Annotated in this window: 12 protein-coding genes; 7 read left to right on the top strand and 5 right to left on the bottom strand. The window is 40.7% G+C overall.

Going from position 1 to position 18,747, the window contains the following annotated elements; all coding sequences use genetic code 11:
• The first annotated feature begins 3 nt into the window (after positions 1–3).
• Together PSV17_RS13695 and PSV17_RS13690 are read left to right on the top strand one after the other, a co-directional pair.
• On the top strand, positions 4–1,662 hold the full coding sequence (locus PSV17_RS13695) for an electron transfer flavoprotein-ubiquinone oxidoreductase (RefSeq protein ID WP_300483656.1): 1,659 nt from the start codon (positions 4–6) through the stop codon (positions 1,660–1,662).
• Positions 1,663–2,059: 397 nt separating this feature from the next.
• Complete coding sequence (locus tag PSV17_RS13690; protein WP_300483654.1) at positions 2,060–4,687, top strand: EAL domain-containing protein; 2,628 nt, start codon at positions 2,060–2,062, stop codon at positions 4,685–4,687.
• Between the two features lie 316 nt (positions 4,688–5,003).
• Here the strand turns inward: PSV17_RS13690 and PSV17_RS13685 are convergent, their stop codons facing one another.
• The gene (locus PSV17_RS13685) at positions 5,004–6,335 is read right to left on the bottom strand and encodes an ATP-binding protein (RefSeq protein WP_300483652.1); all 1,332 of its coding nucleotides are present in this window, start codon (positions 6,333–6,335) and stop codon (positions 5,004–5,006) included.
• Positions 6,332–6,997 carry a response regulator transcription factor gene (locus PSV17_RS13680; RefSeq protein WP_300483649.1) on the bottom strand — a complete coding sequence of 222 codons (666 nt, stop codon included), beginning with the start codon at positions 6,995–6,997 and terminating at the stop codon, positions 6,332–6,334. The genes PSV17_RS13685 and PSV17_RS13680 overlap by 4 nt, the downstream gene beginning before the upstream one ends.
• 179 nt (positions 6,998–7,176) lie before the next feature.
• Here PSV17_RS13680 and PSV17_RS13675 point away from each other — a divergent pair, with 179 nt between their 5' ends.
• Genes PSV17_RS13675 through PSV17_RS13655 form a run of 5 tightly spaced genes read left to right on the top strand, consistent with a single transcriptional unit; the run spans position 7,177 to position 15,255 of the window.
• Complete coding sequence (locus PSV17_RS13675) at positions 7,177–8,520, top strand: TolC family protein (protein WP_300483647.1); 1,344 nt, start codon at positions 7,177–7,179, stop codon at positions 8,518–8,520.
• Between the two features lie 2 nt (positions 8,521–8,522).
• Complete coding sequence (locus PSV17_RS13670; protein WP_300483645.1) at positions 8,523–9,770, top strand: efflux RND transporter periplasmic adaptor subunit; 1,248 nt, start codon at positions 8,523–8,525, stop codon at positions 9,768–9,770.
• Between the two features lie 18 nt (positions 9,771–9,788).
• Positions 9,789–12,881 (top strand): efflux RND transporter permease subunit, encoded by a 3,093-nt coding sequence (locus PSV17_RS13665; protein WP_300483642.1) that lies wholly within the window; start codon positions 9,789–9,791, stop codon positions 12,879–12,881.
• 8 nt (positions 12,882–12,889) lie between these two features.
• Complete coding sequence (locus tag PSV17_RS13660; protein ID WP_300483641.1) at positions 12,890–13,600, top strand: phosphatase PAP2 family protein; 711 nt, start codon at positions 12,890–12,892, stop codon at positions 13,598–13,600.
• Positions 13,597–15,255 carry a phosphoethanolamine--lipid A transferase gene (locus tag PSV17_RS13655; protein WP_300483639.1) on the top strand — a complete coding sequence of 553 codons (1,659 nt, stop codon included), beginning with the start codon at positions 13,597–13,599 and terminating at the stop codon, positions 15,253–15,255. The genes PSV17_RS13660 and PSV17_RS13655 overlap by 4 nt, the downstream gene beginning before the upstream one ends.
• A gap of 382 nt (positions 15,256–15,637) precedes the next feature.
• Here the strand turns inward: PSV17_RS13655 and PSV17_RS13650 are convergent, their stop codons facing one another.
• The 3 genes from PSV17_RS13650 to PSV17_RS13640 all read right to left on the bottom strand — a co-directional run bounded on the left by PSV17_RS13650 (position 15,638) and on the right by PSV17_RS13640 (position 18,707).
• Positions 15,638–16,669: an IS110 family transposase gene (locus PSV17_RS13650; RefSeq protein WP_300483637.1), complete on the bottom strand. Its 1,032-nt coding sequence runs from the start codon at positions 16,667–16,669 to the stop codon at positions 15,638–15,640.
• Between the two features lie 312 nt (positions 16,670–16,981).
• Positions 16,982–17,185: a hypothetical protein gene (locus PSV17_RS13645; RefSeq protein WP_300483635.1), complete on the bottom strand. Its 204-nt coding sequence runs from the start codon at positions 17,183–17,185 to the stop codon at positions 16,982–16,984.
• Between the two features lie 316 nt (positions 17,186–17,501).
• The gene (locus tag PSV17_RS13640; RefSeq protein ID WP_300483633.1) at positions 17,502–18,707 is read right to left on the bottom strand and encodes a TniQ family protein; all 1,206 of its coding nucleotides are present in this window, start codon (positions 18,705–18,707) and stop codon (positions 17,502–17,504) included.
• Between the last annotated feature and the right edge of the window lie 40 nt (positions 18,708–18,747).

Genomic DNA, 18,747 nt, shown 5'->3' with positions numbered 1-18,747 from the left:
AGCATGCAACGCGATGTAATGAATTACGATCTTTTAATAGTAGGCGCAGGCCCAGCGGGACTATCTGCGGCTATAAAAGCAAAACAGTTAGCCATTAAAAGTGGTAAAGCGCTTAGTGTTTGTGTAATTGAAAAAGGCGCAGAAATAGGCGCGCATATTATGTCTGGTGCAGTCTTAGATCCAATAGCATTGAATGAACTTATACCCGATTGGCTTGAAAAAGGTGCGCCATTAAACACCAAGGTCACACACGATACTTTTAGTTTTTTGAGCGAGCAAAATAGTTGGGAGATTCCAACCCCGCTTATGCCTCCGCTGATGAGTAACCAAGGTAACTATATTATTAGCTTAGGCGAGTTGTGCCGCTGGCTTGCGTTACAAGCTGAAAACTTAGGGGTGGAAATATATGCTGGCTTTAGTGGACAAACGCCTTTATTCAATGAAGCGCAGCAACTTATCGGTATTATCACTGGCGATATGGGACGTGATGAAGCAGGCAAAGAAACTTCAAATTATGTTGCTGGGATTGAAATACATGCCAAATATACGCTAATAGCCGAAGGTACTCGTGGATCGTTGACCAAAGTGATTGAAAACACGCTTAATTTACGCAAAAAATCCCAACCCCAAAAATACGGGTTAGGTTTTAAAGAAATCTGGCGCATCCCAGCAAGTCAGCATCAACCTGGCTTAGTGCAACATAGTATGGGTTGGCCGCTAAAAGCAGATACTGGTGGCGGTGCATTTATTTATCACTACGGTGAGCATTTACTTTCAGTTGGCTTTGTTGTGCATTTAGACTATAAGAATCCGCATCTTTCACTTTTCGATGAATTCCAGCGTTTCAAAACACACCCTAAAATGCAAGCACTGTTAAAAGACGGTAAGCGTATTAGTTATGGTGCTAGGGCGATTAGCGAAGGTGGCATGCAATCTTGGCAAGAACTCATCTTTGCAGGCGGCGCGTTTATTGGGTGTAGTGCTGGCATGGTGAATGTGCCGCGCATAAAGGGAATTCATAATGCGATGAAATCTGGCATGCTGGCCGCAGAAGCTGCATTTGATGCTATTTTAAATATTGGTGACGCCACTAGTGACAAGTTACTATATGCCTACCCAACGGAGATTAGATCCTCTTGGTTAGTGCGCGATTTGAAGGCCGTGCGCAATGTTAAACCTTTGATTTCCCGCTTTGGTGGCTGGGTTGGAGTGATTATGAGCGGCGCAGAACTGTGGTTAGCCTCATTTAATCTTTACCTGCCCTGGACATTGAAACATCAAATGGCAGACCATGAAACCTTGCGCAAAGCGAGTGAGATGCCAAAAATTGCTTACAAAAAGCCAGATGGTATTTTTAGTTTTGATAAGTCTAGCTCAATCCACTTAAGCAATATTAGCCACGAACCAAATCAGCCATGCCATTTGCAAATGAAAGATCTATCAGTCCCTATTGCAATTAATCTAAGAGAATATGACGCGCCTGAACAAAGGTATTGTCCAGCCGGCGTTTATGAAATTGTAATAGATAAGGTTGATGCGAAACTTCAAATTAATGCGCAAAACTGCATACATTGTAAAACTTGCGATATAAAAGACCCAACACAAAACATTAATTGGGTGCCACCGGAGGGTGGTAGCGGTCCAAGTTATTCAAAAATGTAAACAATTGGGTGGTCCGCTTAGGGCCCTCAAAAGACATTCGCAAATTAGAATACTTGATTGTAAAAATCCCCATACACGATTTTCGCTAAAAACAAAACAAAAAAGCTCCTGAAGTTTTTAAAATTAGTTAAGATAATAAACTAGAAACAAAATCATGTAATTGACGTAAGACCTAGTAGAACCTGTTTTTTTGGAAAATAAGTTTTTGGTATAAACATCCCCTGCAATCCGGTGGGTTTTAATTACAACATAATAAATACGTGCTGAAGTGATCGTCAATAAATAATCGGTATGTACGGAAACAGACGAAATTATTTTTGTATACGTTTTAGTATGAGACTGACATCAAAATAAGACCTTTATCAGTGTTTTTTTGACACCTAATTACAGGAAAATCATGTCCAATCTGACGGCCGATGCCAACATTGTAGCCCTACGTATCTCAGAAAGCCGTTATCGGCGGCTGTTTGAAACTGCGCAGGACGGTATTTTGCTACTTAATGCTGAAACCGGCCAGATTGAAGACGTAAATCCCTACCTGATCGATATGCTCGGCTATTCGCACACCGAGTTCTTGGGTAAGAAACTATGGGAAGTTGGTCCGTTTGTTGACATGAAGGAAAGCAAGGTAATGTTTGTTGAACTTCAAGAAAAAGGCTATGTTCGTTATGAAGACTTACCTTTAAAATCCAAATCTGGAGCGCTGATTGCAGTAGAGTTTGTCAGCAATAGCTACGACTGCGAAGGTATCATGGTCATTCAGTGCAACATTCGCAATATTACCGAGCGCAAAGTAGCAGAAGCTAAAGCACACCGCCATATGCAACTTTATGCCGCATTAAGCCAATGTAATAAAGCCATTGTGTACACCACTAATGAAGAAGCCTTGTTCCAGCAAGTCTGCCATGCCGCAGTCACCTTTGGCGGCATGAAAATGGCTTGGATTGGTATCGTTGATGAGGCAACGCTCCGCGTGCGACCTGTTGCAAGTTTTGGCGAAGGTGCAGAAAATCTGCAAGAACGTGAAGTGTCCATTGACCCAGATAACTCACTCGGAGCAGGCGAAATTGGTACCGCCATGCGTCAGGCGCAGCCATTATGGTGTCAGGATTTTATGAATGACCCGCTAACCGAACCATGGCGCGATCTTGGCAAAAAATCAGGTTGGGCCGCTTCAGCCTCACTGCCGCTATATCGTGATGGTCGCATCATTGGTGTATTTGTTCTGTATGCTGACTTAGTAAATGCCTTTGACAAGCCTGCATGTGACCTCCTGATTGAAATGGCGTCAGACATCAGTTTTGCGCTCGGCAATTTTAGTCTGGAAGCCGCCCGCAAATTGGCGGAGCAGGAACTACGCATTGCTGACACAGCATTTGAAGCACAGGAAGGCATCATTGTCACAGATGCTAATAAGATCATATTACGTGTTAATAAGTCCTTCAGTAGCTTAACAGGTTACAGTACTGAGGAAGTCATCGGCCAGACCTTTACCCTATTCGAGTCAGGAAGACAGGATCAATTGTTCTATAAACAGATGTGGGAGGCACTTAGCCGTGACAACTACTGGCATGGTGAGATTTGGAACCGCCGTAAGAATGGTGATGTACATCCTGATTGGCTCACCATTACTGCCGTGACTAACGCCAAAGGGCAAATTACCCACTATGTCGGTACATACTCGGATTTGTCGCAACATAAGAAAGATGAAGCCGAAATCCACTTGCTGGCCTTTTATGATTCGCTCACCAACCTGCCTAATCGACGCCTTCTAATGGATCGGCTGCAACACGCACTCATCGTAAGCACCAGGCACCGCAAGCACGTTGCGCTACTTTTTATGGATCTAGACAACTTCAAAACGCTCAACGACACTAAGGGACATAACATCGGCGATCTGTTGCTGATTGATGCTGCCAGCAGACTGCTTTCCTGTGTGCGTGAGGGCGACACCGTGGCGAGACTGGGTGGTGATGAGTTTGTGATCATTTTGGAAGAATTAAGTGAACAAGCAGTGCTGGCAGCCACACAAGCCGAAGAAATCTGCAACAAAATATTGAATGCGATAAGCCTGCCCTATTCTTTACAAAACCACAGCCACCACTTAACGGCAAGCATTGGTGTGATTTTGTTTCACAACAATGACTTCACGGCAGATGAACTAATCAAACGGGCAGATGTTTCCATGTATCAAGCAAAAAATGCCGGGCGCAATACTATACGTTTCTACGACCCCTCCATCCAAACAGAGCTTGAAATGTACTCGGATTTGGAAATTGACCTGCGCCGCGCCCTAACAGAACAGCAGTTCAAACTCTACTACCAGATGCAGGTGGACAATAATGCTTGCATCTTTGGCGCTGAAGTTTTAATTCGCTGGCAACACCCTGAAAAAGGCATAATTTCCCCGATAGAATTCATTCCGCTCGCAGAAGATACCGGCCTTATTTTGCCCATGGGTCACTGGGTTCTGGAGGCAGCCTGCTTGCAACTGAAAGCATGGGAGTCAAACTTAAGCACCCGACATCTTGTATTGGCAGTTAACGTCAGTGCCAAACAGTTTCACCAGCACGATTTTGTCGAACAAGTGCTTAGCGTACTCAGGCAGACCGGGGCCGACCCCTCTCACCTGAAGCTGGAATTGACTGAAAGCATGCTGATAGAAAACGTACAAGCGCTCATTACAAAAATGGACAGCTTAAAAAGCAAAGGTATTAAGTTTTCATTAGACGACTTTGGCATAGGCTTTTCCTCATTGTCTTATCTCAAACGCCTGCCATTAGATCAGTTAAAAATAGACCAATCTTTTGTAAGCAGTGTACATAAGAATCCAAGCGATGCTGCTATCGTTCGTACCGTGATAGCATTAGGCCAGAGTTTAGGTCTTGCAGTGATTGCTGAGGGTGTAGAAACTGAGGCGCAGCGAAATTTACTGGCGGTATTTGGCTGCAATCATTATCAAGGATACCTATTTGGCAAACCGGTACCGCTGGAAGAATTTGAGTTATTGCTTGCAAAATGCTAGTGATGGCGTACTTCACATCTAGAAATAGAATAGGAGGAGAAATCAATATATTGGCTACCGCACAGTGAGTACGATGCATCATACTTACTTTATTAATAAATAAACGTCAGTTGCGACTTGTATGACAATTTCTTAACCAAGAGGCTTCTAAAAAAGCAAAACAAATATATTCAACAAAAACCAGTAAAGTCTTAAATTAGTAATGAGTCCATTTGATAGGCTTTGAAAGAGATGCGGCCCTATCGGAGGTTAAGTACGAACTTCCGTATTGGGCCCGATGCGGACACTCAATTTAAAGTAGTGGAATTCCCAAAATTTATTTGATATTAAAAGAGACTTTTATACTAAATCCAGAGGGTAAGTTTGATGCCTCAAGACTTGCTTTGTGTTGATTTGCAATTTCTTTTACTATTGAAAGTCCTAAACCTGCTCCATGCATCTCTTTATTTTGTCCTCTATAGAACCTCTCAAATATATTTTGCAAATCGATTTCAGATACACCTGGCCCAGTGTCAATAACCTCTAAAGTAATATTTTTTTGATCTTTGTATATTGCTATATCAACCTTACCTTGATTTTGGGTATATCTAATAGCGTTATCTAGTAGGTTATTTAGCAGAACTTTTAGCTCATGATAAACACCATTAATCACGATTTTCTCTGATGTAACTAGACCTAAGTCTATAGATTTGAATTGAGCTAATGGTAAAAGTTCTTGAATGCTTTCCTTTGCAAGGTCTATAAAATCAATTGATTTAACTTTCCTAATTTGATTGTTGGGTTCAATGCGCGCCAGAGTAAGTAATTGACTAATTAATTGCTCAGATCGAGCTATCCCACTGTTTAAGTTTTTGATTGCGATATCCCGCTCAGATTTATTTTTTGCTTGTTCAACCAATGTTATTTGTAATCTTAATGCAGTGATTGGAGTGCGTAACTCATGTGCTGCATCTGCAGTAAAACGTTTCACCAACACGATAGTGTCAGAAACCTTACCCATAAAAATATTAAGTGCGTTTACTAATGGTTTGATTTCAGTTGGTACTTTTTCTTTTGCAAATGGTTGTAAGTCAAGACTTTTGCGACTCTCAATCTCCTTAGAAATTATTGATAAAGGATTTAGTGCTTTTTTAATCGCTAAAAATATCAATATGACTAATACAGGTATAAATACTAACTGTGAGGTCATTAGGCTTACAGCTGTTTCTTTGATGGTGAGTTTTCTTAACTTCAAAGATTGCGCAACTTGGATGGTTTCATTATTGATTTTAATTGAATAAAAACGCCATTGTTTACCCAAATACTCTTGTGTTGATAAACCCAGATTATGTGGTGTGGGTACTTTTGCTTCTGGGTGAGAAACGTATAGCATGTTGCCATCTTGCCCTAAAACGCGCACATAAAATTCCTGCTCATGTTTAATTTCCGAGCTAACACCCGTTTGACTTTTATTATATAAATTAGTGATGTCGTGAATTGCGGAGTGTTGAGCCGCAATTGCAGTTGCTACTTGTTGCAAATTGGCATCGTATAATTCGTCCAGCTCACTTTTACTTACTAAATACGACGCCCAACTAATCAGCCCATAAACAATCAGTATAGATATAGAAATATAAATGAGTAAAAAACGCTTTATTGAATGGTTCATTTAGTTGTCTGCATTTTAGGAAACGTATACCCTACGCCGCGCACATTCAGAATAATTTCTGATCCAAATTTACGCCGTATCATGTGGATATGCACTTCAACAGCATTACTCTCTACTTCATCATTCCAACCATATACTTTTTCCTCTAATTGATTTCTAGAAAAAATTACACCTGGGTTTTCAATAAGAGTTTGCATAATGCCAAAGGCTCTTACTGAAAGGCGCTCTGACACATTTTTGTATGTCATTGTGTAAGATGCTGGATCTAAAGAAGTGCCGGCATATTCAATTACAGGATTGCTTCTATTTTCTTTACGCCTTGTTAATGCACGAATCCTAGCTTCTAACTCATCAATCGCAAATGGCTTAAGCAAATAATCATCCGCACCACTGTCTAAACCTTTTACACGATCTTCAATACCATCCCTAGCAGTAATGATAAGTACCGGAGTTGTATTGCCAGTTGCGCGTAATTGCGTCAAATATTCTATGCCAGAACGTTTAGGTAAACCTAAATCTAATAAAATGAGGTCGTATGATTCAACACCAATTGTACGCTCGGCAGCAAATGTATCTTCTACCCAGTTAACTACATGCGTTTTCAATACTTTTTTCAGGCTTTGCCCAATCATCAAATCATCTTCAACTAATAGTATTCGCAAAACCTAATCCCTAATGTTTCGTTAATTTTAAAAAAAGTGGCCAGTTACAAACTCAGTTAAGAATGCCATTTTGCAAGATTTAACTTAATGGAAACTTAACAAAACTATTAAATCTTTAAGTTTCCATTAAGTTTCCATCTTTATTATTGCGATCATTCTAGTTAGAAATGTGATCAAAAATGCAATTTAAATCTACACCGATGATTAAAACCGCTGCTGTTTTATTTGTAAATTTATTAACACTGGCTGGTTGCCAATCTATTCCTGAAATAGCTGATGCCTCTAAAGTACAGCAAAAAATAATCGCATATGACGAGCAGTTAAATAAAAAGAGTGTATCTGAAATAACGTATATAGATTCCAAATTGAAGGTCGGCAGCACACTAACTGAGTTAGAGGCTATTCAGTACGCATTAAATAATAATGCTGCGTTTAAATCGTTATTAATTGATTTAAAAATAGCAAAAGCGGATTTAGTCAATGCGGGTTTGCTACCTAATCCTGAGTTACTTTTTTCATTTGGCGTAACAAATAAGCCTTATAGATATGCCATTGACTTACCTTTGGAAGCGCTTTGGTTACGCCCTATTAGAATCCGCTCAATGAAGACTGAAGCGGATGCAACCACATACAAGTTAATTCAATCAGGCCTAACTCTCATTAAGGATGTGCGGGTAGCTTATGCACAAGCAGTATTGGCACAGGAGCGTTTAAGTGTAGCTGAAACCTCTAGTCAATTACGTTCAAATATCTATGAATTATCTATTAAGAGGATAGAAGCCGGTGACTTGAATGGTAAAGATTTACTGATTGCTAAAAACGACGCGGCAATAGCAAAGCGCGATTGGGAACTGACACAGTACGATATAAAAATAAAACAAGTGATACTTTTAAATTTACTTGGCATTTCTGACAAGCATCGCAGTATTACCTTGTCTGCGAATGTGATTCCAGCTTGCCAAACTGAAGAAGTCGATAGCTTATTAAGTAAATCAATTGCTAAGCGCCCAGACATAATAGCCGCAAAATTTTCAATTGATTCTGCAAAAGAAAAGGTCAAGTTATCTAATTTAAATTGGTTGAAAATTACTGGGTCAGCAGATGCCACAAGTGGTGAAAAAAACGGACACACACTCGGACCTTCTGTGAGATCGACCGTGCCCATCCTTAACCAGAATCAAGGTGTTGTTAACAGAGCAGAGGCAGAGTTAGAACGTGCCGAGCTAAACCTTGAGGTATTAAAGCAGCAAGCAGTTCTAGAAATCAGAACGTCATACCTTCAGTATCAGCAGTCTTGTCATAATTGGAATGTATTGCAAGAAACGCTGATGCCGTCTATTGAACAAACCATTCAACTCACAGAGCAAGCGTATCAAGAAGGCGATATTTCATATCTACAAACACTAGAGGCAAACCGTCAGTTTGTAGATATACAAACGAGAGAAGTGCAATTAAAGGCAGACCTTATAAGCAAGCAGGCTGAGTTAACTCGCAGCCTTAGTCATAAATTTGGAGATAACTAAAAATGGAATTCAAGCCATTTACATTCGATTCTTTTAAAAACAGTCCGAAAGCTGGATTAATTTTACTAGCAGGTTTTTTAATATTAGGCGTGATTGTAGTTTCGTTAATAATGATTACTAAGCCTAGTGAAGTAAGCAATCAACATTTACCAAAACAGGTTGTTACTCAAGAAAGTGAGTTAAATATAGTTCATGTTAGTAATGAGTCTTATCGTAAATTAGGGATTGATACCGCATTACTTAAACGTGAAATGGTTTCAGAAACTAGGAACTACGGTGGTGAGGTAATGGTACCAGTTGGAGGTAAAGCCATTGTGACAGCGCCAATTTCTGGAAAACTAGCATTACCTTTTCAACAAGAACTACGCCCTGGTGCAAAAGTTGTTGCAGGTCAGTTACTTTATAGAATTAAACCTATATTATCAGCAGATTCACGTGCAAGCATGGTGAACGCATTGGCTGATGCGAATAGCTTAGTAAATACGGCTAAATCGCAAGTGGATGCCACTGAAATTGCATTAAAGCGGGCAAAAAAATTATTGTCTGACATAGTAGGCAGCCAGCGCAATGTAGATGATGCCTATGCTAATAATGAAGTTTCACTCAGAAATTTAGAGGCTGCTAAAGCGAAACAGAGCGCACTAGAGCAAGTTGTAAATACAGGTACTATTGCACCAATCGATATTAAGTCACCTCACTCTGGCATCATCACTAATATTTTTTCAGTGCCTGACCAATTGGTTTCAGCAAGCAATCCAATTATTGAAGTATCTGTATTAAATACATTGTGGGTACGCGTGCCAGTGCCTGTAGGTGAAGTCAATGAAGTTGACCAACAGGCTGATGCAAAGGTTAGCCGATTGGGTGCTGAAACAAAAACATTTTTGGCAAAGCCTATCAATACCTCGCCAACGGCTGATCCACTTACAAGCGCCGCACATCTTTACTATGCAATTCAAAATCCACAGTCAGCTTTCCGACCTGCGGAAAGGGTGTCTATCTCACTTAATACTTTTAATAAACAACAAAAAAGGATGACGATTCCTTGGAGTGCTGTGGTATTCGATATTAATGGAGGAAGCTGGGTTTATACACAAAAAACCAATACTGCGTTTGAGCGCAAACGCGTATTCGTAGAGCGGGTTAGCAGTGGTAATGCTGTGATTAATGAAGGCCCAGCCGAGGGCTCGAAAATTGTGGTGAATGGCGCTTTAGAGTTGTTTGGCGTTGAAACTGGTTTCTCACATTAATCCGACGGGTATCTAGTCATGTTAAAAAATATTATTTATGCGTCAGTTAATAATCGTCATGCAGTGCTGTTGTTTTCTTTAATACTCATACTAGTGGGCTTATTTGCAGCAAAGCAAGCGCCTTTAGATGTATTCCCAGAGTTTGCGCCCATCAAAGTCGAAATTCAGACTGAAGCCCCAGGACTATCTACCGAAGAAACCGAGCAACTCATTAGTATGCCATTAGAGCAAATGCTAAATGGAACACCGCAACTTAAAACACTACGCTCTAAATCTGTTGTGGGGTTATCTTCTGTGGTTATGCTTTTTGAGGAAGGTACGGATATCCATGAAGCAAGACAGTTTGTACAAGAGCGATTAAGCCTTGCAGCATCTAGATTACCTGTTGTCGCAAAACCACCTGTGTTAATGCCGCCATTGTCATCCCTTTCGCGGGTATTGAAAATTGGCGTTTCTTCAAAACAGTTATCACAAATGGATGTCAGCAACTTAACCATGTGGACGATACGGCCTAGGTTAATGTCTGTCGCTGGGGTTGCGAATGTTGCTGTTTGGGGACAGCGCGACAAGCAATTACAAATAATAATTGATCCTAACCGTTTGCGTGCGTTTGGCCTAAGCATGCCACAAATAATGAAAGCAGTTGGCGATGCATCTAGCATAGAGTCAGGCGGCTTTGTTGATACGCCGAATCAACGTATCGCACTGCGACATAAAAATTTAAGTACGCAACCTGAAGAACTTGCAAAAACAGTGGTGGATTTTAAAAACGGTTCGGCCGTTAAACTAGGAGATGTGGCTGAAATTACGATTGGTAGTCCCCCACCCATAGGCGATGCTGTTATTAACAATGGGGATGGACTATTGTTGATAGTAGAAAAACATCCGAATGCTAATACAATTGAAGTCACTAAAAATGTGGAACTTGCACTGACTGAGCTAAAGCCAGCGCTTCATCAGCTTGAGATTGATTCAACCATTTTTAGACCAGCGACCTTTATTGAACGCGCGATTCAAAACCTACAAAATGCACTGCTGATTGGTGCGATTTTAGTGATGGTCATTTTGATGATTTTTTTACGCAACAAACGTGCTGCGTTCATCAGTATTTGCGCTATTCCATTGTCTTTAATCACGGCTGTATTAGTACTAACCGCATTTAATATTGGCATCAATACCATGGTGATTGCAGGCCTAGTGATTGCATTAGGCGAGGTGGTTGATGATGCCATTATCGATGTAGAGAACATTATCAGACGCTTAAAATTAAACCAACTTTTAGTGGTACCTAAATCCAAACTCAAGGTGATTGTAAATGCTTCATTAGAAGTGCGTAGCTCTGTGGTGTACGCCACCATGATAGTGATGGTGGTGTTTCTGCCAGTTTTATTTTTAGATGGCATTGCAGGCGCTTTTTTTAAACCATTAGCCACCGCTTATTTGCTTGCCATTCTAGCGTCGTTAGTTGTTGCGCTCACGGTTACGCCTGCTTTATCTTACTTTTTGTTGAAATCTGATTCGGATGAACAAGAAATAAGCCAAGTCACTTGGTTACGTAGCCGTTATGCAAATATATTAGATTTAGTTTTAATCAATCCCAAAAAAGTTGTTATCACCACTGTACTAGCGTTTTCAATGACAGGTGTTGGCTCACTGTTTTTAGGATCGGAGTTTTTACCCGAATTTGAAGAAACCGACTTCTTAATGCATTTTCTTGAGCGACCTGGCTCATCTATTGAACAGATGAAAAAAATGAGCATTCGTGCGAGTAACGACTTGCTTGCCATTCCAGGGGTTAATAATTTTGGTGCGCACATTGGTCGTGCAGAAGCAGCAGATGAAGTAGTCGGCCCAAACTTTACTGAGCTATGGATTAGCGTTGACCCTGAAGTTAATTATGATAAAACTGTAGCGTCAATCAAGAATGCAATGCAAGGCTACTCGGGCATTTTTGCAGATGTACAAACGTATTTAAAAGAGCGCAGTAAAGAAGTGTTATCAGGCACTAGCTCTAGCATTGTGGTGCGGCTTTTTGGTCCTGATTTAGCGGTATTGCGGCAACAGGCAGAAGCAATCAAAAACACTATGCAATTGGTTGATGGTGTTACAGATTTAAAAATTGAGCCGCAGGTATTGGTTCCGCAAATTGAAATACGTCTTAAACAAGATGCCGCACAAAGCTATGGAATTAATACAAACGATATACGTAAAGTGACCAGTATGGTACTAAAGGGAATAAAAGTTGGTGAAGTGTATGAGTCTCAGCAAAAATTAGATGTCGTCATTATCGGCAATACCAGTAGCAAATCAGATTTATCAGCCATTCAGCAGTTACCTATTGACTCGCCTTTTGGGTCGCAATTAAGGATAAAAGATGTGGCAGATGTTTATTTTATTGGTATGCCAAATGAAATTAAGCGAGAAGCGGTATCTAGACGTATAGATATTGTGTCCAATGCTAAAAACAGAGATTTAGGTGCAGTTGCAGCTGATATTGAAAATAGTGTGTTAAAGATGCAGTTTCCAGCTGGTTATTACCCGCAATTTTTGGGTGAATACACAGCGCAAAAAGCAGCCAGAAACAGGCTGGCTGGGCTATCTATTTTGATGTTACTAGCAATTGTATTAATCGTGTACGCAGATTTTAAATCTTATCGACACACACTTGTATTAGTTGCATCTTTACCGTTTGCATTCGTTGGTGGAGTTATTGGGGTGCTGATTTCAGGCGGCGTTGTTTCGCTTGGCTCAATGGTTGGTTTTATTGCTGTATTAGGTATTGCGGCTAGAAACGGTATTTTACTTATCAGCCATTATCGACATTTGATGTTGAGTGAAAAGCTTGAGCTGAGTAGTATTGAACTGATTAAGCGCGGTTCAAATGAGCGGCTAGTCCCCATTTTAATGACGGCACTTGCAACTTCGCTGGCACTATTGCCAATTGTATTTAAAGGTCCAATTTCTGGTTATGAAATAGAGTATCCACTCGCGATTGTTGTGGTGAGTGGCTTACTCACTTCGACTATTTTAAATTTACTTTTGTTGCCTGCTATCTTTTTAAAATACGGCATGAAAAATATAAACAATAGCTATCTTGAGAGAAAGGTTTAAAGTAAACGATGTTTAAAAGTCAAAAAATGCATTATCAACAGGCGTGGCTGATGTTAATGATTTCAGCAGTTTTAATTTTAGCCATTGGTCGTTTCACCAATATTGATTTGATGATTGAGGATTTTTATTACGATGAATCGTTAAAGCGTTTCCCTTGGGCAGATACTTGGTTCGCAAACGACTTCATGCATAGCTATGTTAAAAACGTGATTGTTTGGTTTGGCTATCTTTTAATTTCAATGACTGTGTTAGATGCAGTTTTTCGTTGGGAAAGAATTAGCCCCTTATTGAGATTTCGCTTACGTTTTGTTTCAGCGGCATCGGTAACTGTTCCAGCAGTAATCCATGGTGTAAGACATTTTTTCTCTTTGCATTGCCCATGGAGTATCGACCGTTATGGGGGTAGCGCTCCTTTTTTAAAATTGTTTGATGCGTTGCCTGATGGCATGGTCGCTGGACATTGTTTTCCAGCTGGGCATGCAACTGTCGGGCTATGGTTGGCAGCGTTCTTAATCTTTTGGTTGCCACATAACCCGAAAAAAGCATTGGTGGTATTTTTTGCAGGCATTGCTTTGGGTTTTACGCTGGGCTGGGTTCAGCAAATGCGAGGCGCACACTTTTTATTCCATACGCTTTGGTCTACATGGTTAGCAAGCTTAACTATTTTAACAATGCTGACTTTAACAACGACTTATCTCAATAAGAAAGCTTCATCATGATACGCATAAGTAATTTTTTCATGTTGTTTAAACACACACAAACACAAGTAATACTTTGGGTCACGCTGTTTATGATGCTGACAGGAAATTACGCACTATTCCATGGCATTTTAAATATATATCCATTCACAGGCAGAAACCTACCTTTTTTAATTTCTATGGCGCTATTTTTTACTGCGCTGTCAGCAATCTTTTTACTATTGATAAGCCATGGAAGAGTAACACGCTGGATACTGGCATTGTTTCTAATCGTGGCTTCACAGTCTGCATATTACATGGATCAATTTGGCGTGATTATTGACACCGTAATGATTGATAACATTATGCAAACCAGCAAAGCTGAGTTTGCTGGTTTGCTTAGTACAAACTTACTAATAAGAACATTCTTATTAGGGATTATTCCTGCATGGTTGGTTATAAAATACTGTCCAACACCCGAAGATTTTAAAACTGAGTTTAAGTCCAGATTAAAAGCTGTAGCATTGTGCTTTGTCGCAATAATCTTGTGCATCATTCCCCTTACAGCAGATTACACCTCGTTTATTCGAGAGCACAAAATCGTCAGGTTTTATGCCAATCCAACCTATTCAGCTTACTCGGCTGTTAAGTATTTGTCGCAACAGTCTGTGCATAACACTCACCGCATTCTTAAACACATTGCCGGCGACGCAGTTCTGACTGATCTCCCCACCAGCAAAAAAGAACTTATTATTTTAGTGGTTGGTGAAACAGCACGGGCTGATCGATTTTCTCTCAATGGCTACAAGCGCGATACTAATCCATTGCTTGCAAAAGAAAATATCGTAAGTTTTAGTAATGTGAGTTCATGCGGAACATCCACCAGTGTATCGGTACCCTGTATGTTTTCATCGTTAGGTCGTGCTGTTTACGATAAAGAAAAAGCCTTAGACCAAGAAGACCTCTTAGATGTACTCAAAAATAATGGTATTGAGGTGCTATGGCGTGACAATAATTCAGACTCAAAAGGCGTGGCTACTAGAGTTAAATATGAGGACTTTAAAACCCAGACGCTTAACCCAGTATGCAAGGGCGAGTGTAGGGATATTGGAATGTTAAGTGGTCTCGACAAATACATCATGGATAACAAAAATAAAGACATGTTGATTGTATTGCATCAAATGGGTAACCATGGACCAGAGTACTATCGTAGATATCCAAAAGAGTTTGAACGTTTCAAGCCAGCTTGCCAAACTGGAGAGTTAAGAGACTGCTCCAAAGAAGAAGTTAATAATGCTTATGATAATGTCATTTTGTATACGGACTATTTCTTATCACAGGTCATTGGCTTTCTGAAAAAACATGACGCTGAATATGAAACAGCAATGCTTTACGTGGCAGATCATGGAGAGTCTTTGGGTGAGCATGGTATTTATTTACACGCTGCACCCTACATTATTGCCCCAAAAGAACAAACACATGTGCCAGCCATTCTTTGGACGGGGGTAAATTTTGATTACAAATTAGAGGATATAAGGCCCTACAAAGACAAGGCATTGAGTCATGATGATTTGTTTTGTACAGTGATTATATCGTTTGAGCTACAGTCGAAAATGTGTGAAGCAAAGAATGCCATGTTAGAAAAAAATGTAAACTTTCACTCGCCCACAGAAAAGTCAGATTCTAATTTAGATTAATGGTAATCAATCATTTTAATAGACGTTTATTGACTTCTGCTTTATAACTTTATTTTATAAAGAAAGATAACTCACTGGACGAGATAATTTGGACGTCTGTATATGGACTCCCCCTCAATTGCAAATATTCCGTTCTTTGGCTACTTGGTTGATTGCTCACGTATATCCGGTCTCTGATAACTGTATCTCAATTTGAGATGCTGGACCCTGATGGGCTATTCGCGCGCTGGCTCCCTATCGCATTGACGGGCTTTGATGCCTCAGACATTCTCGGGGTTTGTCAGCGCCGGTTCGACCTGTTGGCCATCAAGCGGTTTATGTTGCAATCATCATGGAATACTCCGTATCAAACGCCTTTGTTAACTCACTATAAGACACTCACTTAAGCCGCCGCTAGTTCAGGCTGGTAATCCAAGCCCTTACGTATCATTGCCCAGGCAACCCTGACAGTTTTGTTTGCCATCGCGACCGCCGCTATATTCGGATGACGGCTATTGGCAATCCGCGTGATCCATTGGCTCAGTCGGTCTTCTTTGTGCTTGGCTACCTGCATCATCGAACGGGCGCCATGTACTAATAAACTTCGCACGTAGGCATCACCACGCTTACTGATGCCAAGCAGTTTGTCTTTGCCGCCCGAGCTTTTTTGCTTAGGCGTTAATCCTAGGGATGCTGCCATCTGCCGTCCATTGTTAAACTGAGAGGCATCTCCCACTGTGGCGAGTAAGGCTGTCGCAATCATCGGCCCCACGCCACGCAGTTGTTGCAATCGTGTTGCGACAGGGTCATTGGCTGCAAGCCATTCAATTTCCTGATCGAGCGCTTTCACACGTTGATCTAGTAATAACAAATCAGACCATGCACCATTGAGCAAGCGACGGAATCGACCACTCAATCCATTCTCCGCATCTTCCAGCCATGCTGGAATTGCGGCACGCAAGTGGGATAATGCTTTAGGCGCAATCAGACCATATTCAGACACCAGACCACGAATCTGATTGGCTTTAGCGTTACGTTGTTCCATCAACCCAGCGCGAACGCGATGGGTTGCTTGGATATCTTGCTGTTCTACTGTTTTGATATTCACAAAGCGCATATGCGGACGACTCATTGCTTCACAGATGGCTGCTGCATCGTTTGCGTCATTCTTATTGCTTTTGACATAGGGTTTGACGAACTGTGGTGCAATCAGTTTGACGACATAGCCCTTGGATTGAAGTAACCGTGCCCAGTGGTGAGCACCACCGCAGGCTTCCATGCCAATCTCGCAGCCAGGTTCAATCTTAGCCAATAACATTTGGATCCATTCGTCACGGTGCAACTTGCGTTGCCAAACCGTCTTCTCATGGTGATCAACCCCGTGTACCTGAAATACATTCTTGGCTAAATCTACGCCAACTCGTACAATTCTCATGATGGACTCCTTCTTTCAATCACTGGTTGTTTGGAAACTCCAGTTTGACACTTCGCTGCCCTTTCGGGGAGGGGGAGTCCATCCCATTGCTTTGGGGACTATTTCTTCATGTGGCGAAGCTAATCCATCTTCACCGTTTATAAGATATGGAGCATTAATATAAGTATATTTTGCATCATCAGAAAAAGGTTTGACTAGTGCAGTAGTGAATCTTTCATAGTCAGATTCTAATCTTTGAATTATTGAATCAACTGAAAAGAAGCCTTTGAAAAGTTCGGTTTGTGCAAGCTGAGGCGTAACAAACTTTCTAATTTAACATGCAAAACCTATTTCGGAGTAATCAGCAAAAGCTCTATCTGTTGATGCGCTATCAGTTAGGGCCACTATATCTGCATTGTCGAAATATCCAGTTTTTAGCGTAAATACTAATACATCATCGTTGTCGTATTGTTTTGCAAATGAAAATCCATAACTCTGATAAATTCTTTTTATTTCGTTTAATTCAGATGGTGCCATATTTAAGATTTTTTTTTATCAGGATAGATACTTTGTTGCAAAAATATTCATTTCATTGTAACAACAAAAGCTGCCTGTTGGCGATGGTTGAGTAGGTTAATATTAGTTTAGATAATAGTGAAAATAAAGATGATTTTTCACATAGCCTATTTTCTAGCTTGAGCATAATTATGCTCAAGCTAGAATTTTGAAATTGAAACTTTAATGTTTTTACTGGCTACCACGTGGCTATTAATTGATAAAATCTGTACATAAAAGCGACCCCAACTCGGAGGCCGCTTTAAAAGCAGACACTCCGCCGTATTCAGATGGGCTTTTAGCTGGTGCTAAGTGTCTGGTTTACTATGAGCAAAGCATTGAACATATCTAATTGACCACCATTGCGTCGTGATGTGACATTGAAAATGAGCCCCATCCAAGCTTTATCTTTTCTTGTGAGCCATTTGTATGATTTTGGATTAGCCCTCGAAAAATCCGAGCGAGTGGCATTAGGATTTTGTTGCAAAAATTCGATGCAAATATTGTAGTAATCATCTACCTTTAGATTGTCAGGGGGAGATATTTTCTCTAGCTTGTCATCAGTGTTTTTACTATTTTTGAATACATTCCGCCATGAACAATATTCCGAGAATAAATCCCATTCCCCAAACAACCAAAATATGATCAGTATTCTTCGCAAAGCGACTGAAGGGGAGCTTGAATTGTATGTCTTCTCAGTAAATAACTTTTGATTGCGGTTGCTAATCAATAAAGCTACTTCTTCAATGCAAGCAAAGTTTTCTAAGAAACTATGGAGCGCTTGGATGAAAACTGGTTTTCTTAGCTTTCCATTTTTTGTTAAAAATCCCATGGTGGCTAGTTGATCATTAATAACTTCAGAAGGAATACTGTTGTCAGCATTCTCAAATTCACACTCAGATGCATGCTCCACAAAGCAGGCCAGATTAAATGCCATCTCTAAATCGATGCCGCTTGGAAATGTCTGCCTGGTCTGCACTGCCTTGGGTAAAGAGTTAGGGTGCATAAAATATTGCTGCCGCATTCTGAAAGGAACCGTTATTTCTGTTAATGCAATTTTATGCCGGGTACAAACAAACACCCCCGGCAACTGTTGTCTTCGATGCCAGTAGGGCGCGCCATATAAATTTACATCTTCTTCGACACAACAATCACACCATCGCCATAGATGCGGAAAACCATTCGAAAGGCTCGCAAGGCCCAGTCGCTCTTTCATGCCTAGTTGTTTGTAGTTTGAATCGTCATAGAGCCCAAGTCTTGCAAATAGGGGCAGGCTTGTCGTTGATCTAACTAATTGATCCACGTCACCATAGGCATCTCCTGTTGCTCGCGAGAAATGAGCAAAATTAACCGCAATATCAGCAACGCGCGGTTGTTTGCTTTTTCCAAACAATTTCTCGCATGTTTCTTGATCGCTTCTATATCCATTGATCTGTCCAATATGCGCGGCCAAACCGTAGATGGTTTCGTCAGGCAGTAAACTGGGCAGGATATGGATGGCCATTCTTTATTCTAATTTATTCCAGATAACTTTGAGTAATTTT

It is taken from the genome of Methylotenera sp., from assembly GCF_029946165.1.
Lineage (GTDB): Bacteria > Pseudomonadota > Gammaproteobacteria > Burkholderiales > Methylophilaceae > Methylotenera.
Note: the sequence above shows the minus strand (reverse complement) of the source record. Positions and strands in the feature narration are given on the sequence as shown.

Coding starts and splice junctions, on each gene's coding strand:
- PSV17_RS13695 (WP_300483656.1), top strand. CDS start 4: ATGCAACGCGATGTAATGAATTACGATCTTTTAATAGTAGGCGCAGGC.
- PSV17_RS13685 (WP_300483652.1), bottom strand. CDS start 6,335: ATGAACCATTCAATAAAGCGTTTTTTACTCATTTATATTTCTATATCT.
- PSV17_RS13645 (WP_300483635.1), bottom strand. CDS start 17,185: ATGGCACCATCTGAATTAAACGAAATAAAAAGAATTTATCAGAGTTAT.
- PSV17_RS13670 (WP_300483645.1), top strand. CDS start 8,523: ATGGAATTCAAGCCATTTACATTCGATTCTTTTAAAAACAGTCCGAAA.
- PSV17_RS13650 (WP_300483637.1), bottom strand. CDS start 16,669: ATGAGAATTGTACGAGTTGGCGTAGATTTAGCCAAGAATGTATTTCAG.
- PSV17_RS13655 (WP_300483639.1), top strand. CDS start 13,597: ATGATACGCATAAGTAATTTTTTCATGTTGTTTAAACACACACAAACA.
- PSV17_RS13675 (WP_300483647.1), top strand. CDS start 7,177: ATGCAATTTAAATCTACACCGATGATTAAAACCGCTGCTGTTTTATTT.
- PSV17_RS13690 (WP_300483654.1), top strand. CDS start 2,060: ATGTCCAATCTGACGGCCGATGCCAACATTGTAGCCCTACGTATCTCA.
- PSV17_RS13665 (WP_300483642.1), top strand. CDS start 9,789: ATGTTAAAAAATATTATTTATGCGTCAGTTAATAATCGTCATGCAGTG.
- PSV17_RS13660 (WP_300483641.1), top strand. CDS start 12,890: ATGTTTAAAAGTCAAAAAATGCATTATCAACAGGCGTGGCTGATGTTA.
- PSV17_RS13640 (WP_300483633.1), bottom strand. CDS start 18,707: ATGGCCATCCATATCCTGCCCAGTTTACTGCCTGACGAAACCATCTAC.